Raw genomic sequence first — 24,561 nt, forward strand, 5'->3', positions numbered from 1 at the left:
CGCACACAATACTAAAAAAGGTAAGCATGCTGTGAACAAGACAATGTGTCATAAACGTATCTCTGGCTCCTCTATTCTCGAGGTTCTAGTGGCTTTATTTGTATTGGCGGTAGGGCTACTGGGTGTTATCGCTTTACAGGCCGAGTCACTTAAATTCAACCAGCAGTCTTATAGTTCGACACAGGCATTGTTTTTAGCCAATGAGATGGCCGAGCGTATGCGAGCCAATAAGGGTGCGCCTTCACTGACTACGGGTGCTGATGTTACCGCTTGGAGCACGCAGGTCGCAGAGCGATTGCCCGGTGGTACGGGTGTGATTACCCCCGTCACAGGAGTTAATGATCTCTTTACTATTAAAATAACTTACAACCAGCAAAAATTAAAAAATGAAGGTCTTGATGCAGGTGCTGGAAGCGGTATTGATCCGATTGATTACACCCTAACAGTGAGGCTTTAAATGATGCCCTTTGTATTTGCTAAATGTGTATTGACTAAAAAAGCCCGTGGTTTTTCATTAATAGAGTTAATGATCTCTATTTTAATTGGCTTGATTATTTTAAACGGGGTTATCCAAATAGTTGTGAATAGTAAACGCAGCTTTTTAGATAACCAAGAAGTTTCTCAAATTCAAGAAAACGCACGCTTTGCCATTGATATTTTAAGCCGCGAGTTAAGAATGGCGGGTTATTTTGGTTGTGCGCCTGGCTCTGCGGGAATATTTAATATTGCGCCTATTGTAGGGGCCAGCCCAATGTTGGTCCCCACAACAACCAGTGGGCAACCAGCCTTACTGGGTATTAATGGCTATGACGGCGGCGATCCAGCACCAGGCGTTTTTATTGGCACCGATCGCTTCGGGCAAACCGACGCTCTTATTGTGCGCCGCACCAATCCTTTAAGTGAAGGTATTCTTGGTGAAGGTGCCGTTGACTCAGTGGTTAGTACCGTTAAGGTCGCAGGCGGTAGTGATACCCTGAGCAATATAAAAGCTGGGCAACCTTTAATTTTAATATCACCGGATTGCACACGAGGTTTAGCGTTTAGAGCAACCGCAGATGCTACGACTGCTGGCACTGAAAAAATCATTACAGGCTTGCCTAAGCCAGGTGATGCATCCGAGGCTCTTTTAGGCTACTTTCAAGCGGGTTCGACCTTGGCTGAGCTGGTGAGTGATGCTTATTATATTGGTACATCTAATGTTGTAGAAAATATGCCAGCATTGATGCGCAAAGTGCTGTGGGTCGAGAGCGGTACGCTTAAAACACGCTCCGAAGAGCTCGCCCTAGGTATTGCGGATATGCAATTGGCCTATGGTACGCTAGATAGTAGTAAAACCATGACATACGCGAAAACGTCAACAGACATTGCAAATCTTAAATGGGATGAAGTCGTTGTGGTACAAATAAATTTGCTTATGCAGTCCTTAAAGCCAGTACACGATAAACCTGAACCTGTTACTTTTCTTGGGGCGTCCTTGCCAGCAAGCCGTTACTTACGTCAAGTGGTGAGTGCAACTGTGCGGATACGTAACCAATGAACTTTTTGACTACCCCCCTTAAATGTATTGGAGTGAAGCCGCCGATGACTAAATTATCTGTAATGATGGCAATGCAAAGCTCAGCAAAGCAGCAAGGCGCAACCTTGATTGTTGCGTTGGTATTATTGGCCATTGTCACCATTGTGGGTATTGCTGGTATGCGCGGGACTAACTTAGAAATGAAAATGATTGCCAGTGCACGTGATAGGGCAATAGCCTTTGAGGCAGCCGAGTCGGCTTTGCGTGGTGTAGAGCAGTACTTTCAAAATTTGGCGACCCCTACAAAAGTCGCATTACCTACCGGGGTAATCACAAACCCTTTACCTGACTTGACCGATGTGAAGGGAGTGTTTGCGGCTAATTGCCGTGACGGTAAAAAAGGCTTTTGTTTTCGCGGGCTTTTTGATGAAAGCGCGCCTTATGAGTGTAAAACCTACAACCCAGCAACCCCGCAGCTTAAACCGATTTGGGAAGATGAAGCGATTTGGGAGAACGCCTCTTTGACTGAGACGGTTAAGGTCGATCCAAACATCGCAAAAAACGGTATCGTTGTGCGTTACATTGTTGAATTTATGTGCTTTACGCTTAAAAGAGCAGATTTATCAGTCACTGTAGATGATAAAAACAATGGCCCCGATGAAAAAACTCATGAGCCTATCTACCGCATTACTGCACTCGCCGAGGGTTCGGGTGGTCGCTCGCGTGTTATGGCGCAGTCGATCGTTAAAATCAATTTACCAAAGGCCTTTTAATATGAAAGATATGTTTTATGCCGCAATCAAAAAAGGCGCCGTCGGTTTAGCAGTACTATTAGCCTGTGGTATCAATATCACCATTGCTGGCCCGCTCGATAAAACGATGGGGCAATACGCTGTATTACCGCGCAGTGTTAGTGCTGGAGTCGAGCCGATGATGATGTTGGCAATGTCCAACGATCATCAGTTATATTTTAAAGCCTATACCGACTACGACAGCGTAGTGGGTTTTGAGGCAACCAAACGCTACATTGGCTACTTTGATAATACCCGTTGTTATCGCTATACAGGCACAAAAGGCGCAGCAGATGCGTACTTTAAAATGGATAAACTCGCTGACCCAGCGGGTTCATATTGTAATACCGGTAGTACTGGAACCTTATGGAGTGGTAATTTTTTAAACTGGGCAACAATGACACGTATTGACGTGTTGCGCAAAATTTTATATGGCGGTAAGCGAACAAAAACGAGCTATAGGCAAACTATTTTAGAGCGAAGCTATTTACCCAATGATGCTCACAGTTTTGCAAAATATTATAACGGCAGCGACTTAGCCCGCTTAGTGCCTTTCTCGAGTATTAGTGGTGGTGCGGGTGATGGCATAACGTTTTGTAATACGACGCTACATAATACAACGGGAAAGGGTACAAATAATATCAAGCGTTATAGCTATAGAAATGATAACCCGCCCTTAATGCGCGCGATAAGAGGTAATTACTCTTTATGGGCCTCTGGCGAGCGAGCGCAATGTTTATACCGAGACGAGTTACGTGCGGGTAATCACGGTGTTGCCGTGAGCAATAATAAAGCGACAGTAGAAACACTTTTTAAAAGCTTTGGTTTTTCACCGGCGTTTAATTCGCCCGCTAAGCCGGCTGTGAAAAATGATTTCACGGTAAAAGTAGAGGCGTGCCCTAAAGCGATAGCCGATAGCGAAGCTTTAACCGGTTGTAAACAATACCCTAACAACTCATGGCGCCCCATTGGAGTATTACATACTCACGGCGAAGATGATCAGGTTAAATTTGGTCTTATTTCGGGCAGCTATAAAGAAAATAAAACTGGTGGGTATTTACGCAAAAACGTTGGTTTTATTACCGATGAGATAAACCCTAACAATGGTTTATTTATTACCCCCGCGAGTGGTGAGAGTTTGATTGGCCATATTGATGCCTTGCGAATTGCCGGTTGGGACTTTGGCTCAGAGGGCTATAGAAATGAGTGTGGTTATGGACTAGCCAGCTTTCCTGATGGCAAGTGCCGAGATTGGGGCAACCCACTCGGTGAGATTATGCAAGAAGCGTATAGTTATTTTGCGGCAAAAGAGGCAGCAGATACCTACACAAAACACACGGGTACTAATGTTATTAAAGAAGCAGGTAATGTACCTGCGGGTGTGGTAAAGGCGCCTTGGAATCCGCCGATTAAAGGTGCGGATGCCAGCAAAAATTACTGTGCAAAATTAAGTATATTGGGTATGAATACCAGTGCGCAATCGTACGATAACAACGGCTTAACGTTGAGTAAGGCAACCTCTGATGCAACCCCAGCTAACACAGTTTTGAATGGCCTCACCAATGATATTGGGCGTTTAGAAGGCTTGTATACTGGGAAATTTTTTGTGGGTGGTAATGGCACAGATAATAATGGCTTGTGTACGCCTAAATCATTAACCGCTTTAACTAGCGCGACAGGCGCTTGCCCAGAAACCCCGCGTTTACAAGGTGGTTGGGACATTGCCGGTATGGCGCAGTATGCCTTTGAAAATGACATTAATACTTACGATAATTTAAGTAAAGGGTTGGGACGCTACGAGGTAGAGCAGCGCGTACAAACTTTTGGTATTGAGTTTGCGGCGGTCTTGCCTAAAGTGGTTGTCGGGAGTGGCACCAAGACGGTGACTATTATTCCGGCATGTCAGAATACAAGAGGCGGTGGTAGTGGTAACTGCGCGATTGTTGACTTTAAGGTGCTGAGTAAAACAGCGACCTCGGGTGCCGTGTATATTAACTATGAAGATAGTGAGCAAGGTGGCGATTACGACCAAGATATGCATGGTGTATTAAAATATCAACTAAGCGCTAGCGAAATTACAGTCACCACCAATGTGATTGGGGAGTCAACGCCCTACCCATTGGCTTTTGGTTATGTGATTACCGGCGTGACTAACCCTGGCTTTCATGCTCATTCAGGCATTAATGGGTATGATAAGGCCGAGTGTAATAACTGTAGAGCTTCTAATGCTGAAAGCTCAAAAAAATACACACTTGCTACCTCTGGCGAGGTTACACCACTCCCCTCACCTTTAGAGCTTGCCACAAAATACGCCAGTGCCGCACCCGAGGCATCGTATTATAAAAGCGAGAACCCCGAAAAACTCGAAGAGGGGCTCAATGCCTTGTTTGGGTTAAATGGCCCAACCCCCGCTGCGAGTACTTCGGGTGTGACAGCAACAACAGGCAGCCGAGGCGCGAATATTATTTTGCACACCTACTTTGCCGCCCTAAAAGAAAACAATAATTCGGGCACAAAAGAGTCGGTCACTTGGTTTGGTAGCATTGGCGCTTTATTTATTGATGCCGAGGGCCGATTGCGTGAAGATACCGACGGCAATAGTCAATTAACAGACACTGATAGAATCGTTAAATTTAACGGCGATTATGATGTGCGAGGGCAAGCGCAAGTTAGCTATGAAACACTCGCAGGTGCCATCGTTGATAAGCAACCGCTCGAGAGTATCAAATATGTATGGTCGGCGGCTGATCGTTTAGATAAGGTTGCAAACTATACGACCCAGGGCACGAATTATATTCAGGCGGAGGCAGGGGTTAATCAGCGCTTTATTTATACGCGTATTCCCAAGCAGTACACAAAAATTGCTAATGTGGTGAATGGTAATTTGCAGCCATTTGTTGCCGGCCTATTTAAGGGGGCTAATGCCGATAAAGCGCCTTTATTAGGTAGAGTGACTAATACTGATGACCTTGTGAATTATATTCGCGGTGAAGAAGGTATTACGGGTATGCGTAACCGTACGCTGACTCAGGCCGGTACACCCAAAAAATACTTGTTAGGTGATATTTTAGGCTCCAGCCCCGTTATTGCCTCAGCACCTAGTTATAGTTACGATGATGAATTTGGTGACCTAGAGTATGCAGCCTATAAAGCGAAATACAAAAATGCACGCCAAGTGGTGTACGCCGCTGCGAACGATGGAATGATTCACGCATTTGATGCGGGTACTTTTGATTTTGCGACTAAGCAATATAACGGTAACTTAGGTGCCGAGTTGTGGGCTTATGTCCCCTTCAATGTATTACCGCATTTACAGTGGTTAAGTGATCCAGGTTATACCCATGTCCCTTATGTTGATGGTTTTTTGGGTACTTTTGATGTCAAAATATTCCCTCCTGATGCCGTGCATGTCGGTGGCTGGGGGACTATTTTGGTGGCCGGTACCGGCCAAGGTGGCGGCCACTTTCCGATTGATACTAATGGTGATGGCAATACCGATGTGACGACACGCCCCGCGTACGTTATCTTGGATGTGACGGATCGTAATGGCCCACCTAAGCTAATGGGCGAAATTACGCATGACGAACTAGGCTTTACGGTAGGCGAGCCAGATGTTATTCGTCATGTCGATAAAGCATCTGGTACGAGTAGCTGGCATTTAGTTTTTGGTTCGGGGCCGCGCGGGTATGATGATACCAGCAGGCGCTCGGCACAGCTCAATTACGAAATCACGGCTAATACAGCTTTAGCTAATAACAAAAGAAGAGCGCGGCTCTTTTCGGTAAAGCTAACACCTAAAATTACTAATACGGCATTAAAAGTACGCGCCATTACCCACTCAGCGCTTGATTCGTTTGTGGGTGGTATTAATGGTATGGATTGGAACCGGGACTATAAAGACGATGCCATTTATTTTGGCTTAATAGAAGGCACAGGGCAGAACCCCGATGGTAAATTAATGCGTGCCACGCTTGACTTTACACTCGCAGCGGTAACGATGACACCATCAACGATGCTTGATACCAATAAACCGATTATTGGCCGGCCTACCACCTTGCTTGATGCCGATAAAAATTACTGGGTTTTTGCCGGTACGGGTCGTTATTACACCTCGAAAGAGGGCGACTATACCCATAACGGGAATGTGTATGTGGGTATTAAAGAGGCTAAAGGCCTTGATGAGACACCTCCTCGCGCAGCGGGTACCGTGACCAATAAAATGTTTTTGTTGAATGACCTATTTGATACGACGGGGATTCAGGTTTATCAGGATAATTCAATAGGAAATGTCAAATTTTTAAATGGCACAGCAATGACCTCTATCGAAGAGCTACGTGATGTGATTGCCAATGGCGATACAAGTAGAGGTGCTGCCGGTACGGCTAGAGAATATGATGGCTGGCAAATCAAACTAGACTCCAACGAAAGACAGCTTGCTGAGGCTGCATACTCGACGGGTGTTTTATTTTTTAATAGTGTATTGGCAAACCCTGCGACCAATCAGCAAAGCAGCTGCGACGTGAGCGCTGCTGGCTACTCATATGAAATTGATTTTCTATCTGGCGTAGCTTCACCTTTATCTGGGAATACTAATAACATGCCCAAAAAGGCTCCTGACGGAACAGTTGTTGCTAAAGGGGTTAGCCCTAAAACGCCTTCAGACGGTTCACCTCGACCCAGCGATCCTAAGAGCGGCTATGAAGTTGGTGGTGATTCAGGGCTCAAAAAGACACCTAGCCTGCTTGACCCTAAAGGCTCATCACGTTATTCCTGGCGAGAAATTCCATTACCTTTTTAAAAGGTAATGGAGGCTAAGCTTATAATTATTAAAGTGTATATATTATGAAAAAAAATAGACAAGGCTTTACTTTAATAGAGTTAATGATTGTTGTTGTTATTGTGGGCATTCTTGCCGCTGTGGCGATACCCTCGTACCAGCAGTATATTGAAAAAAGCCGCAGGGTAGATGCGAAAGAAACGCTTATGCGATTGGCAACTTTACAAGAGCGGTTCTTTTTTCAGCGATCGAGTTACACGAACGATTTGACTGAGTTAGGGGTTGCAGGGACTCCTGCGCTATCACCTGAAGGTTGGTATCAAATTGCTATGACTCATACACCTGGCTGTACAGGCACTGGTACAAGCTTGTCATGCAGTGCTTTTACTATCACAGCAACAGCTATTGGGGCACAAGCTAATGATACGCGCTGCACGAGTTTTTCGATTGATCATGCGTTAAGGCAAACAGCGACCGGGACGGACGCTGTTAACTGTTGGTAATTAAGCGGTTGGCCATTAAGCAGTTGATAGTGAAACTGTAATACAGCCCATAAAAAAGCCCTCAAGTGAGGGCTTTTTTATGGGCAAGCTTGCTGGCTAATCACTTACATTTGCGATTGTAGATAGTTGGGTAAACCCACCATTTTAATTAAGCCTAGCTGCTGCTCTAACCAAAAAGCATGGTCTTTTTCGGTGTCGTCTAACAACTGCTCAAGAATCTCGCGGGTTACAAAGTCTTTGTGGGTTTCGCAAAGGGCAATAGCGCTTTTAAGGGCGTTGCCTACTGCCACCTCGACATCTAAATCGCTTTGTAACATGCTGGGTACATCGTGGCCGATATTTAGCCCGTCACGGGTGACCATATCGGGTTTGCCGCCTAAAAATAACATGCGCTCTATGAGTTGCTTGGCGTGGCCTTTTTCGTCGTCAAATTCATGAGCAATACGCTCGTGCAGTTTACTAAGCCCCCAATCGGCATACATTTCAGCATGAATAAAGTATTGGTCCATCGCGGCTAATTCATAAGCGAGTAGGCCGTTGAGTGCATCGATAATTGCGCTATTACCTTTCATATTACTCCCCTTTGCTGATTTGTGATTGTAGATAATTTTCGGCACCGGTTGTGCTAATTAACTGTTGTTGTGTTTCGATCCAATCTAAGTAGTCTTCTTCATAAGCTAATAAGTCATTCAAAATATTGCGGCTCACATAATCTTGAGCGGTTTCGCAAACGGCCACGGCATCTTTGAGTTGTGCCACTTGCTGTATTTGGAATTTTTCGTCGCAAGCTAGCATCTCTTGTGTGTTTTCACCAATATGTAGCGCTTCCAGTTTTTGTAGGTTGGGTAATCCACCGAGCATTAAAATACGCTCTATGAGCTCGTCGGCTTGCTTCATGTCTTTAATCGATTTTTTAAATGACACGTTATTAAGGTTTTCAAAACCCCAATTACGGTACATGCGAGCGTGTAAAAAATAACGATTAATGGAAGTGAGTTCGGTGGTTAACACGCTATTGAGTGTATTTAATATATTGGGTGCAGCTTGCATAAGGATTCCTACTTGATATTGGGTAGCGCAAAGGCGTTGATACTCAGCTTAGTTTACTCTGTGTTTGGGAAGAGTACAAAACGGGACTGGTATGCAGCCGCTTTTGTGAATGAGAGTGGTTTGCGTTTTTATTGGTAAGCACAATGCTTAAGCTTTTGGCTACGGCTTAAAACCACTTAATGTACACGGCAGCATAATGAAAATGCTGCCACTTGGTATTTTTTATAAGGTTAGTCAGTCGTTATTGATTTTGTTGCCGCCAACACCTCCGTGCCTTGGCATTGCTTTTGCGTTGTTAGCAATATGATTTTGAGGCGGTGGTATTTTGTCGTTGATTTTGGGTAGCTATTTTGGGTGGCTGTATAGCGCCCCAGACAATGATGCATTAGTGCCCAGTTTCGGTACCTCTGAATAGTGACCAAACGTTTAAGCTTATGAATAGGGCGGAGCATATAAAATGAAAGGTACCTGTCGGTGCATAGTAGTGATTATTTTGTATGGGATAATACATGAGGGCGTGTGTGATGTGGCGAATGATAGTACGCCGCAGCTCCAGCTGATGTTAAATGAAATACAGCAAGAACTTGATAAACGCGGGGTCGCTCCGGTAGCCCAAGAGGCAGATACCCGCTCACAGTTTTCTCGTATTATTGATAATACTTCGTGGCGTAATGTTGCGATTGGCTCTGTGTTGACCGCTGCGGTCACATCGCACCCTGCGGGTTTGTTAGTGGGCGGTGTGGCCGGGGGCATGTTTAATAAGATAAAAAAAAATAAAAAACCGATCGATGACAGCGCTTCAGAGTCAGGCGCTATTACCAATAACTCGCTTATTAATACTCAACCTTCACCGCAAACTGCGGCGACATTACAGGCGGTTATCCCGCCTTTTAGCTCTGCAAGCAAGCCGCTTGACCAGCCGCTAAATACGGAAAAAACCGCGCGCGCTGGGTTGCCCGTTAAAAAAATGATAATGACAAAAAAAACGATACAACCGCAATTGCGCTCACAGTCTTCCCCGCTTTCTCAGCCCTCTGCGCCCTCGCCGCTGCAACAGTTACCCAGTCCATCATTACAAGCGCATCAGCAGCCATTATTGGTATCACCCTCGCCGGTGAAAGAGCAGGCTGTGCCTGTGCCGACAGTACAAGATTCTTTAGTGTCTTGTTACCGCACTGGCCAAAATAAAACGCGAAAACGCCCAGCCCACTGCTTTTATATGGTTTATTAGTCAACCCTATGAACAATGATGATTTCATAATATTAAAAGCAATTGTGTTGGTTATTGGGCTTAGTCATCTATTGGGTTGTGGTGTCGCACCCAAGCAATCCTCCGTAGAGGCTTTTATGGATGATGATTACGCTATTGACACTCAAGAGCCCAGCAAGCTAGATGCACGGCATCATGATGGCCTCAGTCGTCGCGAGCCAGAGGCGATTGCTCGGGCTGACTCTGTGCTGATTGATGAAGCGGTTATAAGTGATTCGGCCACTGATCATGCGTTACCTAGTATTACTGGTGATGATGCGCATCCAGCCTCCGTTAGCCTTAATAGTCACAAGGCCGACACTCCGCGTTGCTTGGCCGATGCTCATCCAAGCTTTTCTTATCGCAAACGGGTAGGGGTGTTACCCATGATATTACAGCACCGCCAAGATGCCGTTGATATCCCATATGTTGAGCGAGAATATGCGCAAGCGTTAGTGCGACGTTTAGATCAGGCCGATCAGCTGATCCCTTTAGATGCCTCGAATTATCATTCACTCAATATCTACTCACGGCAATCGCGTATGCATAGCCCTATGAGTACCGAGTTGGTTCGGCGTACCGCAAAAGATTTGAATGTGCAGTTTTTAGTGGCGGGGCGATTATTGGATTTATCGTTTGACCGCACTCAAACCCATGCTATTGACTTGGTGACTAGCCTACAAAGTTGGAAGCGCTTAGGGCGGCAAATTTATCAACGTGGTACCGATAGCTATTGGCGACAAATGCATTTGGAGTTGAGTATTTTTGATGGACCCAGCGGCCTATTATTAAAGCGTCAGCGCTACAATGCAGCGGCTAATCATGTGATTAATGGTCAGCGCACGCACCGATCGAGGCGCTCGGGCCTTGGCGAAGTAGGCTTAGATACGGGCTATTTTTGGCAGAGCGATTATGGCCAGCTTATGTCCCGCACACTCGATGAGCAAGCAACACTTATCAATCGTACTGTAGAATGCTTGCCGTTACGTGCGCAGGTGAGTCGGGTTAACGGTGAGATGATTGAAATAGATGTGGGTATTGATTCGCGCATTATGCCCGGCGATCGTCTGCGCGTATTTCACAAAGAGCCTGCTGGGCTAGATACTCAAGGTATGCCAAGTTATCGCTGGCAGTATTATGGGGCGATAACGATTATGGGGGTTTTTCCACTGAGCAGTGTCGCACAACTAGATAAAGATCTGCCTATTGGTATTGTGAGTGTGGGCGATATAATACAAGCTTGGTAGTGTGCGTTTGCGAGGCAAATGCGTCGATACAGTTTCTTACCCATACGAATGTGCAATTGCGTATAATCGCAGTTCATTGATTAATAAGTGTAGGTTTAGGCTATGTCGGGAAATACCATTGGTAAATTGTTTACTGTCACTACGTTTGGTGAAAGCCACGGCTTAGCACTCGGTGCCATTGTAGATGGTTGCCCACCAGGTATCCCCTTAACCGAAGCGGATTTACAGCTTGATTTAGACCGCCGTAAACCCGGAACATCTCGCCATACTACACAGCGCAAAGAAGCGGATGAAGTGGAAATCTTATCGGGTGTATTTGAGGGTAAAACCACCGGCACCTCTATTGGTATGGTCATTCGCAATACTGATCAGCGCTCAAAAGATTATGGCAAAATTAAAGATCAGTTTCGCCCAGCTCATGCCGACTATACCTATCATCATAAATATGGCATTCGCGACTATCGTGGTGGTGGCCGCTCATCAGCGCGTGAAACCGCGATGCGTGTCGCTGCTGGTGCTGTCGCTAAAAAAGTGCTTAAAACCCAGTTTGGTGTTGAAATTGCCGGTTATTTAAGCCAGTTGGGTCCTATTAAAGTCGATAGTGTTGATTGGAGCGAAGTTAATAACAACCCTTTCTTTTGCCCTGATGCGGCCAAGGTGCCCGAGATGGCAGCATATATGGATGCGTTGCGCAAAGAGGGTGACTCTATTGGTGCTAAAATTACTGTCGTCGCAACAGGTGTACCTGCCGGCTGGGGGGAGCCTGTTTTTGACCGCCTAGATGCCGATATAGCACATGCCATGATGGGAATTAATGCCGTAAAAGGCGTAGAGGTGGGCGATGGCTTTGAGAGTGTCGAGCAAAAAGGTACACAGCATCGCGATGAGCTCACACCAGAAGGCTTTTTAAGTAATCATGCCGGTGGTGTATTAGGTGGCATTTCTAGTGGGCAAAATATTGTCGTCCACATGGCGCTTAAGCCTACGTCTAGCTTGCGTTTGCCTGGCCGTAGTGTTGATGTGAAAGGTGAAGCCTGCGATATTATTACCACCGGCCGTCACGACCCTTGTGTTGGAATTCGCGCTACCCCGATTGCTGAAGCGATGCTGGCCATCATTTTATTGGATCATGCACTGCGTCAGCGTGGGCAAAATGGCGGCGGCGCTCAGGTGAAGCCGGTGGTGCCTGGCTCGGTGTAAGCCGCTTCTGTAGTGTGTGGCCCTAGCTATTTTCGGTGCCTGAATCGTTACATGATGTGCTTTTTATTTTAGTGCCCAGTGCGCTGCCAATAAGCCTGTGGTTGATGATCATCACAGGCTTATTGATAAGGCGTAATCGCTTGCTGCTAGGGTACTCATTTTGTGCAACCTCCGGTGGCAGCGCGGGGTATCTGTGTTAGTCTTTTGTTATCTGGCGTAAAAAACGCCATTTCTTCACGTGAGTTATTGTCATATTCCAAGTTGGTCATTTTTGTTATTTATACTTATTAAAAATCAATTATAAGAGATAGGTATATTTAGGCGTGGCGTATTTTTTCTCACTATTGAGGCTAGGATTCGTATGATCTTTATTCATTATCGACCGATGAATATTCTTGTGGCGGTGCTTGTATCAGTACTGGTATTAGTTGAGGTTGCTGGAAGCTCATCGGCTCAGGCTGAAGAGTCGATGAGTGATAGCATTGATGTTAATCATGTTGATACTAATGATGCGGGGATTCATAGTGCCAATGACTTTAACCAAGAGCCGGATCAGTCAGCGGTTGACGCGAATATTCATCGCTTAAGGTCTGCTAAAATCCGTGCCAGCCAAAAGGTATTAGAGCCTTCCGAGTCCGATTCCACCATCACTTCAGCGGCATTATCTTCTTTGATCGCAAAGGGCGCGGCAATATGCCCTGCTGTTAAGTGTGACTGTGGTGCGATAAAATCAGCCTCTTGGCAGCAGCGTTGTTTAGCCGCAGAGCTGAAAGTTAAGCAACATTGTGCGGCTAATCAAGGCGTGCCACAACAATATTGCACGTTGCATGGCCCCGATGCCACCCCGATTGCCATTACAGTTGCTAGGCCGGCAGTGCCCGCTACAACAGCCAAAACATTGCGCCTCCATCAGCGTCAAGCGTCTGTGTTAATGTGGTCAATCAAGGATGATTTAGACAATGTGCGTGGCCGTGAACAAGAGCAGTCGTTTGGTGATGCTCTGCAGGTGCTGAAGTTGTTAGACCGTAATATTGAGCGCCTGTATTTGACTCAGTACCGCGCCGCAGAAGGCGAGCGCCAGCGTGTGAGCGACAATGCTGCCGAAGCGATTTGGCGCGAGTATCGCGAAGAGTTGGGCGACTTAGTCGTTGCGTTTCACGGCTACGCTAAGGTTTTGTGGTCTAAGATGCACACGGTGAAAGAGCCCGCGAAGCAAAAAGCGTATCGCATATTGGCCATGAGGGTTGGGCGTAGTGCAAGCACGTTAAGTGAGCAGTATGCACAGGCTTATGCGGGTGAGGGCAACGCCGAAGGAGCGGCAAAAGCGTGGCAGCACTCGGCACTGATCGCATCTGACTTAATGGCTAAAGAGCAAGCGACCAGCAATAGTCGCAAGCGCGTAGCTTATTATCGCTACCAAAGCGCAGCGCGCTGGAATAGGGCGAGTTTTTATTGGATGGAAACAACAAAGACTGATCAGCTTACGCACTCTATTCAAACAGCCGAGCTATTGTTGACAGGGTATTAAATCGAACCTTTTTTGGGAGCGCATTAACAGTTGTTGTATGGCCGCTAAAAAGTAAACACTTTAAGGCGGCTTATAACGGTTTATGTCTTTTAAAAGTGGATATTAAGACTTGCGTAGCTACCTGTGAGATCGGAGTCGGCATACAGCCCATCTAAATCGTTAGACTTTAATGATGAGCGTCTATAGCCAATTGATGCGCCTAACTCTATGACGGTGAAATCAAACATATAACCCGCTTGAACATCAAAATCAGTCATTGAATTGCCGTCAAAAGAAACCCCCTGAAACGTCCCTGCGGCATAAAAGCCAGACATGGGAATATCAAATCTAACTTTTCCGTATAGCATCGGCAGTGTTAAATCAATAGGGGTTGTCGTAGAGCTGCTAGGGCGTATACAGCCATCTACGACAATACCAACATTAACCAGTTCAACACGTGCAGGCTCAAATGGACCACACCCATCACTGCCCCCAAAAGCCTGAATTGGCAAAGGTGTTTCATCAATAGTTTCTACAAACTCACCGTTTAGGTTTCTGACTGTGAGGCCTAAGTCTAAGCTCACCCAGTTATCGAGAAGCTCCCAATAAATCGATCCATCAATAACATCAAGATTGAGCTCGGTGAAAATAGGCTGGCCGCTGTCATAGTTAATACCACCGGGGATGTTGTTATAAGGAACCCCGGTGACTTTATCGATGCTGATATCAATGGCACTTAAATACCCCGTTTCTATATTGGTGTAGCCTAATCGTACATTGGGTAAAAACGGTATGGGGTGCTCGAGTGCGATCCAGCCAGTGAGATGATTATCTTTATCAAAGCCTCTCTCCTCAAAAGAAGGGATTATTTGACCTAGCTTTTCTCTCGAGTCTTTGGCGAGTGTACTTGCAACTGTACCGCTAAAATCTGCATTCCAGCCACCTAACTGACCATGAATACCAATAAAATCTGCAAAAGCAGAACTAGGTAGTGCCATTAGTGATGCTAACAGTATTTTTTTCATTTGATTCCCCTATTAAACAATAGCTGCTCTTATAGCAGAACTGAAGCGTTGAGTTTGGCGCTACATCGCATTGTTATGTTTTTTTGAAGCGGTTTTGTTGAGGCTGGTGACAAAAGCCCGCCCAGCATTACTTAACGTGCGGCCAGTGTGGCGTACTATACCTAAATCGCGTTCAAGTTTAACGTTTTTCACGGTCAATTGTTTAAGCTGGTTGTCAACCATGCTTGCTGGCAATACGCTCCAGCCTAGTCCTACTGAGCATAGCATTTTAATCGTTTCTAAAAAATTAGTGGCCATACTGATATTTAAGCTTAACCCTTGCTCATTAAAAAAACGCTGCACCAGCTGGCCTGTGTAGGTGTTTAAATCGGGCAATATAGCAGGCTGTTGGCTAAGCTGAGAAAGTGTGCAGCGGGTGGTGATATCACTTTGATTACTGGTTATAAAAACGAGCGGGTCACGCCAAATGGTAATTGCTTGTAGGTGTGGGTTAATGCGTGGGGGTAGCGTCACCAGTGCTAGCTCACATTTACCTTGTAGTAAGCGCTCGCAGGCTATTTCGGAGTCTAAAAACTCAAAGCGCAGATTAACATTTGGGTAGCGCGCTGCAAAATCGCGTAATACTGGCGGCAGTTTATGCAAACCAATATGGTGACTGGTGGCAACATGTAAATCGCCACGCACCTCGCCGCTTAGATCTTGAACAGCGCGTGTCGCATCATCAAGATCAGTCAGTATTTTTAAGGCTTTAGGTAGCAAAATGCGCCCAGCTTCGGTCAGTTGTACCTGTTTACCTATTCGATCAAATAAGCGGGTATCAAGCTGGCGCTCGAGGACACCTATGCGCTTGCTCACCGCCGGTTGAGTAATAAAAAGTTTATCTGCAGCCTGTGAAAATGATGCGCAGTCACTCACCACAACAAAAGATTTTAAATGCTCTGTATCCATGATTTAAAACTTGCCACTAAGTCATTCCTATTTGGAATGGTGATTATAAAAATAATGAATTTGAGTTATTGTAAAGGTTGCGGTTAAAATTTCAACACACTCGTGATCAGGGCTTTAAAGTGCTAGGTTTAACAACACTCGCGTTAAAACATACTGTAACTATTTAGAGGTACCGAAATCGGGTATTAATGAATCATTGTCTGGGCCGCTCAAGCCATCTATGGGCACTTAAATATCCAGAAAATAATCCATCAGCACCCTGTCAAATGAGATTTTCACCTTGACTGAATAGTTACAAAATACTGAACTTAATAAAGCTGTACTGACCGGTAAAAATACTGCATTTAATAAAAGTGCAGTTCATTCATCTAGGAATAGGGCAATGGCGGGTAAAACGTTATACGACAAATTATGGGATTTACATGTTGTCTCGCAGCGCGATGACGGCTCGGCACTGGTGTATATTGATCGCCATATCATACACGAAGTAACCTCGCCACAAGCGTTTGAAGGCTTGCGTTTGGCCAAGCGCAAGCCTTGGCGCGTTGATAGCGTGGTAGCAACCCCTGATCATAATGTGCCCACAACCCGTGCTGAGCGTGCTAGCGGTATTGCCGGTATTGCCGATCCGACTTCTAAAATTCAGGTACAAACCTTAGATGATAATTGTGAGGCGTTAGGCATTTTAGAATTTAAAATCAATGATCAGCGCCAAGGTATTGTGCATGTTGTTGGCCCAGAAAGTGGCGCATGCTTACCGGGTATGACGATTGTGTGCGGCGACTCGCATACCTCTACCAATGGTGCGCTAGGTGCGTTATCGATTGGCATCGGTACCAGCGAAGTAGAGCATGTACTAGCCACGCAATGTTTAGTGGCTAAAAAAATGAAAAACATGTTGGTGCGTGTTGATGGCGAGCTAGGTTTAGGTGTGACGCCTAAAGATGTTGTGTTGGCGATTATTGGCAAAATTGGCACTGCCGGTGGTACCGGCTACGCGATTGAATTTGGCGGCGATGTTTTTAAAGCGATGACGATGGAAGGCCGTTTGACGGTATGTAATATGGCAATTGAGGCTGGGGCCCGTGCAGGCATGGTGGCTGTTGATGCCACCACATTAAATTATGTGAAAAATAAAACATTTGCACCTAAAGGCGAAGCTTGGGATATGGCAGTGGCGCAGTGGCGCCATTTACACAGCGACAGTGACGCGAAGTTTGATGAAGTTGTGGTTTTAAATGGCGCGCTTATCGAGCCACAAGTCAGCTGGGGTACTTCACCCGAGATGGTCTTACCAATTCATGGTGTAGTACCTAACCCCGCCAATGAAGCCGATGAGGTGAAAAAAGCGGGTATCGAGCGCGCCCTTAAATATATGGGACTCAAGGCTGAGCAAGCGATTTGTGATATTCGTATTGACCGTGTATTTATTGGCTCTTGTACTAATTCGCGTATTGAAGATATGCGTGCCGCGGCTGCGGTGGTTAAAGGGCGGCAAAAAGCTACATCGGTGAAAGAGGCTATTGTCGTACCTGGCTCGGGTTTGGTGAAACAGCAGGCCGAAGCGGAAGGCTTAGATAAAATTTTTGTCGCGGCAGGCTTTGAGTGGCGTGAACCCGGTTGCAGTATGTGTTTGGCGATGAATGCCGATCGGTTAAATGATGGCGAGCATTGCGCCTCGACCTCTAATCGCAATTTTGAAGGTCGTCAAGGTTATGGGGGGCGCACGCATCTTGTGAGCCCAGCGATGGCCGCGGCAGCAGGTATTGCTGGTCATTTTATTGACGTTCGTACAATGGGAGAAGTGTAATGAGAGCGTTCACGCAACATACCGGCTTAGTGGGCCCAATCGATCGCGCTAATGTGGATACTGATTTAATTATCCCTAAGCAATTTTTAAAGTCGATTAAACGCAGCGGTTTTGGCCCTAACGCCTTTGATGAACTTCGTTATTTGGATGAAGGCTCGCCAGAAAAACCCAACGATGGTCGGCCCCTTAATCCACAATTCCCTTTAAATTTTGAGCGTTATCAAGGCGCGAGTATATTATTGACACGCAAAAATTTTGGCTGTGGTTCTAGCCGTGAGCATGCCCCTTGGGCGCTTGATGAATATGGCTTTCGGGCAATAATTGCGCCAAGCTTTGCCGATATATTCTTTAACAATTGTTTTAAAAACGGCATATTACCTATTGTATTACCCGACGATATCGTCGAGCAATTATTTGCAGAAATGTATGCACAAGAAGGTTATCGCTTAACGGTAGATTTAGAGCGGCAGGTTGTTGTTAAGCCCAGCGGTGAAGCCCTTGCATTTGAGGTTGATGAGTTTCGTAAACATTGCTTACTCAATGGTTTTGATGAGATTGGTGTAACGTTACGCGATGCCGATAAAATCACAGCCTATGAGCAGGCGCGCAAAAAGACGGCGCCTTGGTTATTTAATTTTGGCGCGTAACCGACGCACGTTGAGTATCTTTTTATATCGCTCTAGTGTTTTTTAGGGCGAAGTTAGTTTTCTAAGGAAAAATAATGCCCCATATTGTTGTATTACCCGGTGATGGCATCGGCCCCGAAATTGTCAGCGAAGCCATTAAAGTTTTGCAAGCCGCCGATACCAAGTTTGGTTTGAATTTAACGTATGAACAAGATCTTTTAGGCGGCGCCGCGATTGATACATACGGCGTGCCATTGGCTGATAGCACTTTAGATAAGTGTCGCAAAGCGGATGCTATTTTGATGGGCTCGGTAGGTGGGCCTAAATGGGATGCTATCGAAGCGGCCAAGCGGCCCGAAAAAGGCTTGTTAAAATTGCGTTACGAGCTGGGTTTGTACGCCAATTTGCGCCCTGCTATTTTGTATCCGCAATTAGCCGATGCCTCTTCGCTCAAACCTGAGGTTGTTGCGGGTTTAGATATTCTTATTGTGCGGGAATTAACCGGCGGCATTTATTTTGGTGAGCCTCGCGGTATTCGCATTCTAGATAATGGCGAAAAACAAGGCTATAACACCTATGTGTATGCCGAGCACGAAATTGAACGCATTGGTCGTACCGCCTTCGAAATGGCCCAAAAGCGCCATAAAAAAGTGTGCTCAGTAGACAAAGCTAATGTCCTAGAGGCGACTGTTTTGTGGCGCGAAGTCATGGAGCGCTTAGCACCTGAATACCCCGATGTAGAGCTTAGTCACATGTATGTGGATAACGCCGCGATGCAGTTAGTGCGTGCACCTAAACAATTTGATGTGGTTGTGACAGGTAACATGTTTGGCGATATCTTATCTGATACTGCTGCCATGTTAACAGGCTCTATTGGCATGCTACCTTCAGCGTCATTAAACCAAAGTGGCAACGGCCTTTATGAGCCGGTGCATGGTAGCGCCCCTGATATTGCTGGCCAGGGTATTGCCAACCCTCTAGCAACGATTTTGTCGGCCTCTATGATGCTGCGTTACTCGCTTAACCAAAGTGCTGCCGCTGATGCCATTGAGGCGGCAGTAGGTACCGTTTTAGATAAAGGCTTACGCACGGCCGATATTTATACAGCAGGCTTTGTGCAAACCGGCTGTACAGCCATGGGCGATGCGGTGGTGGCGGCGCTTTAACATTGATCGCACTTTAAAGAATAACTCCCGCACTTTATGTGTAGCCTATTGCGGGTTGATTGCAGGGTTGTATGTTAACGCTGTATTACATGATTTTAATAAGAGGTAGAGCAGATGAAAGTAGGTTTTGTTGGATGGCGTGGCATGGTGGGTTCTGTATTAATGGGCCGCATGCGAGAAGAAAATGACTTCGCCAATATTGACCCGGTATTTTTCACCACCTCAAATGTAGGCGGCCAAGCGCCCAATGTGGGTAAAGAGGTACCCACATTACAAAATGCAAGCGACCTTGCGGTGCTGCAAGAAATGGACGTTATTGTTTCTTGTCAGGGGGGGGATTATACCAATCAAGTGTTTCAGCCACTGCGTGATACTGGCTGGAGTGGCTACTGGATTGATGCAGCTTCTAGCTTACGTATGGTCGATGATTCTATTATCGTCCTCGACCCTGTTAATAAAGCGAGCATCAAAAAAGGCTTAGAAGATGGCGTCAAAAACTATATTGGCGGTAACTGTACCGTGAGTTTGATGCTAATGGGTTTGGGTGGTTTGTTTCAAGAAGGGCTGGTTGAATGGGCCAGCTCCATGACTTATCAAGCGGCCTCGGGCGCTGGTGCGCAAAATATGCGTGAGCTGATTGGCCAAATGGGGGCAATCCATAGCAGCGTTGCTGATTTACTCGCCGACCCCCGTAGCCCAATTTTAGATATTGATCGCGCTGTTGCCGCGACAATGCGCAGCGATGATTTCCCCGCTGATAATTTTGGTGCGCCTTTAGCTGGTAGCCTTTTGCCTTACATTGATAAAGCGTGGGACAAAGGCCAAAGTAAAGAAGAGTGGAAAGGTGGTGTCGAGACCAATAAAATTTTAGCGACGGGCACCAATCCCATCCCTATTGATGGCTTGTGTGTACGTATTGGCGCCATGCGCTGCCATAGCCAAGCATTGACTATCAAGCTCAAAAAAGATGTTCCGATGAGCGATATCGAAAGCTTACTAGAAGAAGCTAACGATTGGTCTAAACTTATCCCTAATGAGCGTGATATGACATTACAAGAATTAACGCCCACTAAAGTGACTGGCACGTTAAGTGTACCTGTTGGCCGTTTACGTAAAATGCATATGGGTCCTGACTATTTAAGTGCGTTTACTGTGGGCGATCAGTTATTGTGGGGCGCGGCTGAACCACTACGTCGCATGTTAAATATTTTGCAAGAGCGTTAGTCAGCGTCAGCCCATCAGGAGTAAACGGCGATGGGTGGCATGCTCAGTCAAGTGAGAAAGCCACCGGTACCGTGCCATGTGCATGGCATACACGCGCAGTTTAAATCTAAAAGAAGAGTGTAACCCTGTGTTATACGACGATCAGTTGTCGTGTTTCACAGCTTGCGGTGCGGCGTTATTGTCAGGCTTTATGGAGCCTGTACAATGGCGCCGTTCTATTTGGGTAAGCCTTAATATTGGCAAAGAGTGATAAAGCGTAACTTTTCTGCACACTTTGCCAAAAAAAAGACTATAACAATGGCATAATCGTATCTCAATGATGATTAGCGGGCCATCCTTTTGGTCATATTGGACATAAAGTTGAAAAAAGACTGTTTATCCTGAATACTTAAGCGACTGTCGCCTTAAGGTTGACACCGTTTATTGTATTTTGACGTAAGCGGCATTTATACAGATGTTTCCTTGCGTATAGGGACACAAAACTGGTTAGCCACCCGATAAAAAACAACAAGGGTTATCCTATGGGTTTACGCACACGAGCTATAGTACTTGGCGTTGCAACATATTTAGTTTCTCCGTTAGGCTTGGCGTTGGGTTTGGGTGAGATTAAGATCAAATCTCACCTTAATCAGCCATTAGAAGCTGAAATACAATTATTGCAAACACGCGAATTGACAGCACAAGAGATTCTTGTCGGCTTAGGAAGTCGAGAGGATTTTATTCGTGTGGGTGTCGATAGACCTTTTTTCTTGAATGATCTTAAGTTCACGGTTGATATGGCAAGCCCGAATGGGCCTGTTATTCGAGTAAAATCAACTCGCTTGGTTCGTGAGCCGTTTCTGAATTTTATTGTGCAAACACAGTGGCCCAGCGGTAAATTGCTTCGCGAATATACGGTGTTGCTCGATTTACCTGTGTTCTCAGAAAAACCTGCTAGGGCTGTAACCGCCGCGAAGGCCCAAACACAGCCTGCTAGACCTGCTCCAGTGCGTCAGCAACCCGCTCAGCGCTCACCGGTCAGTAGCTACGATGGTGACACCTATGGCCCTGTATCTTCAACAGATACCCTTTGGTCTATTGCTGAACGGGTTCGACCTGATAGCGGTGTGAGTGTCCAACAGACAATGTTGGCCATACAGCGTTTAAACCCTAATGCGTTCATCAATAATAATATTAACTTACTGAAAAAAGGTGCAGTCTTGCGCCTTCCTTCACTAGGCGATATTACTGATTTTGACCCTATTCAAGCTAAGCGTGAAGTCGCTAATCAAAATAATTCAATTAAAACAAGGCTGCCTAAGGCGCAAATTGATGCCAGCCGTAGCCAAGTTGATCGTGGTGGTGCGCTTGAGCAAGTACAGGGCCGGGTTAAACTGTCGTCGACTACGGATGTTGCCGGCAGCAAATCTGGTAGTGGTGGTGCTGATGGTAGTCAAGATACCGAAGCATTGCGCTCGCAGTTATTAAATACACAAGAAGAGCTCACATCAACGCAGCGAGAAAAAGCTGATCTTAACGCGCGTATACAAGCGATGGATGAGCAAGTTGATACCGTAGAGCGCCTGCTGGAAATTGCCAATAGCGATTTACGTAAATTTGAATTGGCCATTATTGAGAAAAACCGCCTAGAAGAAGAGCGCCTTGAGCAAGAGCGTAATGCTGTAGAAAGCGCTACACAAATCACCGAAGAGGAAGAACTTTCAGAAACGCTCGATCCATTAGATGTCTCCGAGGCTTTAGATGAGGCTCGCGCACAAGTGCTGGAGCAAGAAAATAATACTGATGGCGAAATGCTTGATGACCCTTCGGAGTTAATGAGTGATGAAGGTGAAATAGAAGTTGTTGACTCGGAGCCCACCCCGGTCATAGAGGACGTTAAAGCTGAGCCAGCGCCGATCGCCAAAAAGAAAAGCTTCATGGATATTATCATGGAGAACTTACTATACATTGGTGGTGGTATTGTCTTATTAATTGCTGGCGTGGTGTACTTTTTAGTTACGCGTAACAATACTTTAAAAGATGAAGACTTTGAGTTTGATGAGGATTTTGATGAGACCCCTGATCTGTCGGAGGGTGCTGATAATCTAGGAGATATTGAACCGAGTGATGCATTGGCATTTACCTCAGAGCCGGATCATCTCGAGCCCGAAAATGAACTGACCCTAGAGGGTTTAGGGTCGCAACTATTAGACGATGATCCTACTGCCGATCCATTAGATGTTGCTGATAACCACATTGCACTAGGTGAATACCCTGAGGCGCTTGTGGTATTAAGCGGCCTTGAAGACTCATCGGTGACGCAACTAAAGCGCTTAGAGGTCTTTGCAAAACAAGATAATTTAGATGCTTTTGATAAACAATATGCGCAGTTTGAATTAGGTGCAACCGGAGAACAGGTTGAGCGTGCTCAAGACTTACGGGGCTTGTTGAGTGAAGCCATGCTGGGGGCTGGTGGCGTTGCAGGCTTAGATCAAGAGGCTGAGCCTGATGCGAGTGATTTAGATACCACCTTACAATTTGACTCTATTACTGAGGCGGAGCTTGAAGAGGCCGCATCACAAACAACGCCTAATAATACACAAGACGATGAGCTTTCCTTAGAGAGTTTAGAAGAGGAGCTGTCGTTAGAGAGTTTGGATGCTAGTCTTGATCTTGATTTGGGTGAAGACCTTGAATTCAATGATGATGAGTTAGTTGAACTAGGCTCGCAGCCGACCGAAGAGAGTATTTCGGAAGACCTTGATTTTACAGCGCTTGATCTCGATGGCCAAATAACCTCACCTGATAATGACCTTGAAGCCGGTGATTTGTCACCAAGTATCGAAATTGATGAGCCTTCATTAGAAGCGGAGCCTTCGCCATTAGCGCTTGATCTAGAAGATGATAGTGTTGAAGCACCCGAATTGGACTTAGACCTCGAAGACTTTGGCGAAAGTGCAGATGATGCAGGCATTACAGCATCAAGCTTGCTCGAAGGGCATGATGACTTAGATATTGAGATCCGAGAAAGTAGTTCGATTGCTGAAGATGATGATGAACTTGATCTCAGTAACTTGTCATCGGGTGAGTCTGATGCTGAAAATAATTTAGCGCATTTAGAACTAAGCTTGGATGAAGACTTAGCTTTAGATAATGATTTAAGCTTGGATAATGATGTCAGTTTAGATGACAGCTTGAGCTTAGATGGCGAGCTGAGCTTAGATGACGAGCTGAGCTTGGGCGATGATTTAAATGATACGGGCCACGAAGACGAGCCTCATGCTCATGCTGTGTTGGACGACTTAGCCGATGACGATTTAGCGTTAGAAGATATTGAAGCTGGCGCAGCGCTGTCTTTAGATGATGCAAATGATACCGATATTACTGAGTTTGACTCCCCAGCGCTGGATGTTGTCGATGAGGTAGAACCTAAAATCGCTAATGTTAATGATGCTATTGATGAGTCATTGGATGAGGAACTGGGTGATTTAGAAGGGGATTTAGAAGCGTTATCGTCAAGCTTTAAAGGCGATTTGGCTGACCTAGATAGTGACTTAGCTGATTTAGATGATTTAGATGACTTAGCTGATGACCGTTCACTAACTGTTGAGCCTGATGCATTGAGCGCTGAGCCTGTGAGTGAGCTGACTGAGGAGAAGCCTACTGCGCAAATAGAGTTGCCTGAGTTTGATGCAGATTCAGATGACGACAGTGAGCCTAGCTTCTTAGGTGATAGTGACGAAGTCGCGACTAAAATTGATCTACTCCGTGTATTTGTGGATATGGGGGATACTGAGTCAGCCTTGAACACACTTGAAGAAATTCGAGAAGAGGGTAACGATAATCAAAAGCAAGAAGCTGAAGCCTTATTTGCTGAATTAGGCTAGGTTAACAGTATAGGAAACCCCGCCCCTTTAATGAGGGGGCGGGGTTTTTTGGTTTT

Annotated in this window: 18 protein-coding genes; 14 read left to right on the forward strand and 4 right to left on the reverse strand. The window is 45.8% G+C overall.

Going from position 1 to position 24,561, the window contains the following annotated elements; translation table 11 throughout:
• Nucleotides 1-31 precede the first annotated feature (31 nt).
• From pilV to AC438_RS06560, 5 genes are read left to right on the forward strand one after another with little or no spacing between them, the layout of a single operon-like run.
• On the forward strand, nt 32-457 hold the full coding sequence (gene pilV / locus AC438_RS06540) for a type IV pilus modification protein PilV (RefSeq protein ID WP_162230698.1): 426 nt from the start codon (nt 32-34) through the stop codon (nt 455-457).
• The gene (locus AC438_RS06545) at nt 458-1,537 is read left to right on the forward strand and encodes a PilW family protein (RefSeq protein ID WP_053980447.1); all 1,080 of its coding nucleotides are present in this window, start codon (nt 458-460) and stop codon (nt 1,535-1,537) included.
• Between the two features lie 44 nt (nt 1,538-1,581).
• Nucleotides 1,582-2,289, forward strand: a complete 708-nt coding sequence (locus AC438_RS16940) for a pilus assembly PilX family protein (protein ID WP_162230699.1) — start codon at nt 1,582-1,584, stop codon at nt 2,287-2,289.
• A gap of 1 nt (nt 2,290) precedes the next feature.
• On the forward strand, nt 2,291-7,105 hold the full coding sequence (locus tag AC438_RS06555; RefSeq protein WP_053980449.1) for a pilus assembly protein: 4,815 nt from the start codon (nt 2,291-2,293) through the stop codon (nt 7,103-7,105).
• Nucleotides 7,106-7,149: 44 nt separating this feature from the next.
• Nucleotides 7,150-7,587: a type IV pilin protein gene (locus AC438_RS06560; protein WP_053980450.1), complete on the forward strand. Its 438-nt coding sequence runs from the start codon at nt 7,150-7,152 to the stop codon at nt 7,585-7,587.
• Nucleotides 7,588-7,691: 104 nt separating this feature from the next.
• On the opposite strand, the gene bfr (AC438_RS06565) is transcribed toward AC438_RS06560, so the two are convergent.
• A complete protein-coding gene (bfr, locus tag AC438_RS06565; RefSeq protein WP_053980451.1) occupies nt 7,692-8,159 on the reverse strand; it encodes a bacterioferritin in 468 nt (155 codons plus the stop codon).
• Between the two features lies 1 nt (nt 8,160).
• A complete protein-coding gene (gene bfr / locus AC438_RS06570; RefSeq protein WP_053980452.1) occupies nt 8,161-8,637 on the reverse strand; it encodes a bacterioferritin in 477 nt (158 codons plus the stop codon).
• Between the two features lie 457 nt (nt 8,638-9,094).
• Between bfr (AC438_RS06570) and AC438_RS06575 the strand changes: the two genes are divergently transcribed.
• The 4 genes from AC438_RS06575 (at nt 9,095) to AC438_RS06590 (ending at nt 13,861) form a co-directional block, all read left to right on the forward strand.
• Nucleotides 9,095-9,868 (forward strand): hypothetical protein, encoded by a 774-nt coding sequence (locus AC438_RS06575; protein WP_156317014.1) that lies wholly within the window; start codon nt 9,095-9,097, stop codon nt 9,866-9,868.
• An 8-nt stretch (nt 9,869-9,876) separates the two neighbouring features.
• Entirely contained in the window at nt 9,877-11,133 is a 1,257-nt protein-coding gene (locus tag AC438_RS06580; protein ID WP_053980454.1) for a flagella assembly protein FlgT middle domain-containing protein, read from the forward strand.
• A 102-nt stretch (nt 11,134-11,235) separates the two neighbouring features.
• Entirely contained in the window at nt 11,236-12,333 is a 1,098-nt protein-coding gene (gene aroC, locus AC438_RS06585) for a chorismate synthase (RefSeq protein ID WP_053980455.1), read from the forward strand.
• 361 nt (nt 12,334-12,694) lie between these two features.
• Entirely contained in the window at nt 12,695-13,861 is a 1,167-nt protein-coding gene (locus AC438_RS06590; protein ID WP_156317015.1) for a hypothetical protein, read from the forward strand.
• Nucleotides 13,862-13,950: 89 nt separating this feature from the next.
• Here the strand turns inward: AC438_RS06590 and AC438_RS06595 are convergent, their stop codons facing one another.
• Together AC438_RS06595 and AC438_RS06600 are read right to left on the reverse strand one after the other, a co-directional pair.
• A complete protein-coding gene (locus tag AC438_RS06595; protein ID WP_053980457.1) occupies nt 13,951-14,865 on the reverse strand; it encodes a TIGR04219 family outer membrane beta-barrel protein in 915 nt (304 codons plus the stop codon).
• 60 nt (nt 14,866-14,925) lie between these two features.
• Nucleotides 14,926-15,813: a LysR family transcriptional regulator gene (locus AC438_RS06600; RefSeq protein WP_053980458.1), complete on the reverse strand. Its 888-nt coding sequence runs from the start codon at nt 15,811-15,813 to the stop codon at nt 14,926-14,928.
• A 382-nt stretch (nt 15,814-16,195) separates the two neighbouring features.
• Here AC438_RS06600 and leuC point away from each other — a divergent pair, with 382 nt between their 5' ends.
• From leuC to AC438_RS06625, 5 genes are all read left to right on the forward strand, one after another.
• Nucleotides 16,196-17,623, forward strand: a complete 1,428-nt coding sequence (gene leuC, locus AC438_RS06605) for a 3-isopropylmalate dehydratase large subunit (protein ID WP_053980459.1) — start codon at nt 16,196-16,198, stop codon at nt 17,621-17,623.
• A complete protein-coding gene (gene leuD / locus AC438_RS06610; RefSeq protein ID WP_053980460.1) occupies nt 17,623-18,270 on the forward strand; it encodes a 3-isopropylmalate dehydratase small subunit in 648 nt (215 codons plus the stop codon). Before leuC ends, leuD begins: the two co-directional genes overlap by 1 nt.
• A 74-nt stretch (nt 18,271-18,344) precedes the next feature.
• A complete protein-coding gene (gene leuB / locus AC438_RS06615; RefSeq protein ID WP_053980461.1) occupies nt 18,345-19,415 on the forward strand; it encodes a 3-isopropylmalate dehydrogenase in 1,071 nt (356 codons plus the stop codon).
• Between the two features lie 114 nt (nt 19,416-19,529).
• Nucleotides 19,530-20,639: an aspartate-semialdehyde dehydrogenase gene (asd, locus tag AC438_RS06620; RefSeq protein ID WP_053980462.1), complete on the forward strand. Its 1,110-nt coding sequence runs from the start codon at nt 19,530-19,532 to the stop codon at nt 20,637-20,639.
• A 521-nt stretch (nt 20,640-21,160) separates the two neighbouring features.
• Nucleotides 21,161-24,505, forward strand: a complete 3,345-nt coding sequence (locus AC438_RS06625; protein WP_053980463.1) for a FimV/HubP family polar landmark protein — start codon at nt 21,161-21,163, stop codon at nt 24,503-24,505.
• Nucleotides 24,506-24,561 lie beyond the last annotated feature (56 nt).

Source organism: Marinagarivorans algicola (assembly GCF_001292705.1).
GTDB classification, from domain to species: Bacteria; Pseudomonadota; Gammaproteobacteria; order Pseudomonadales; family Cellvibrionaceae; genus Marinagarivorans; species Marinagarivorans algicola.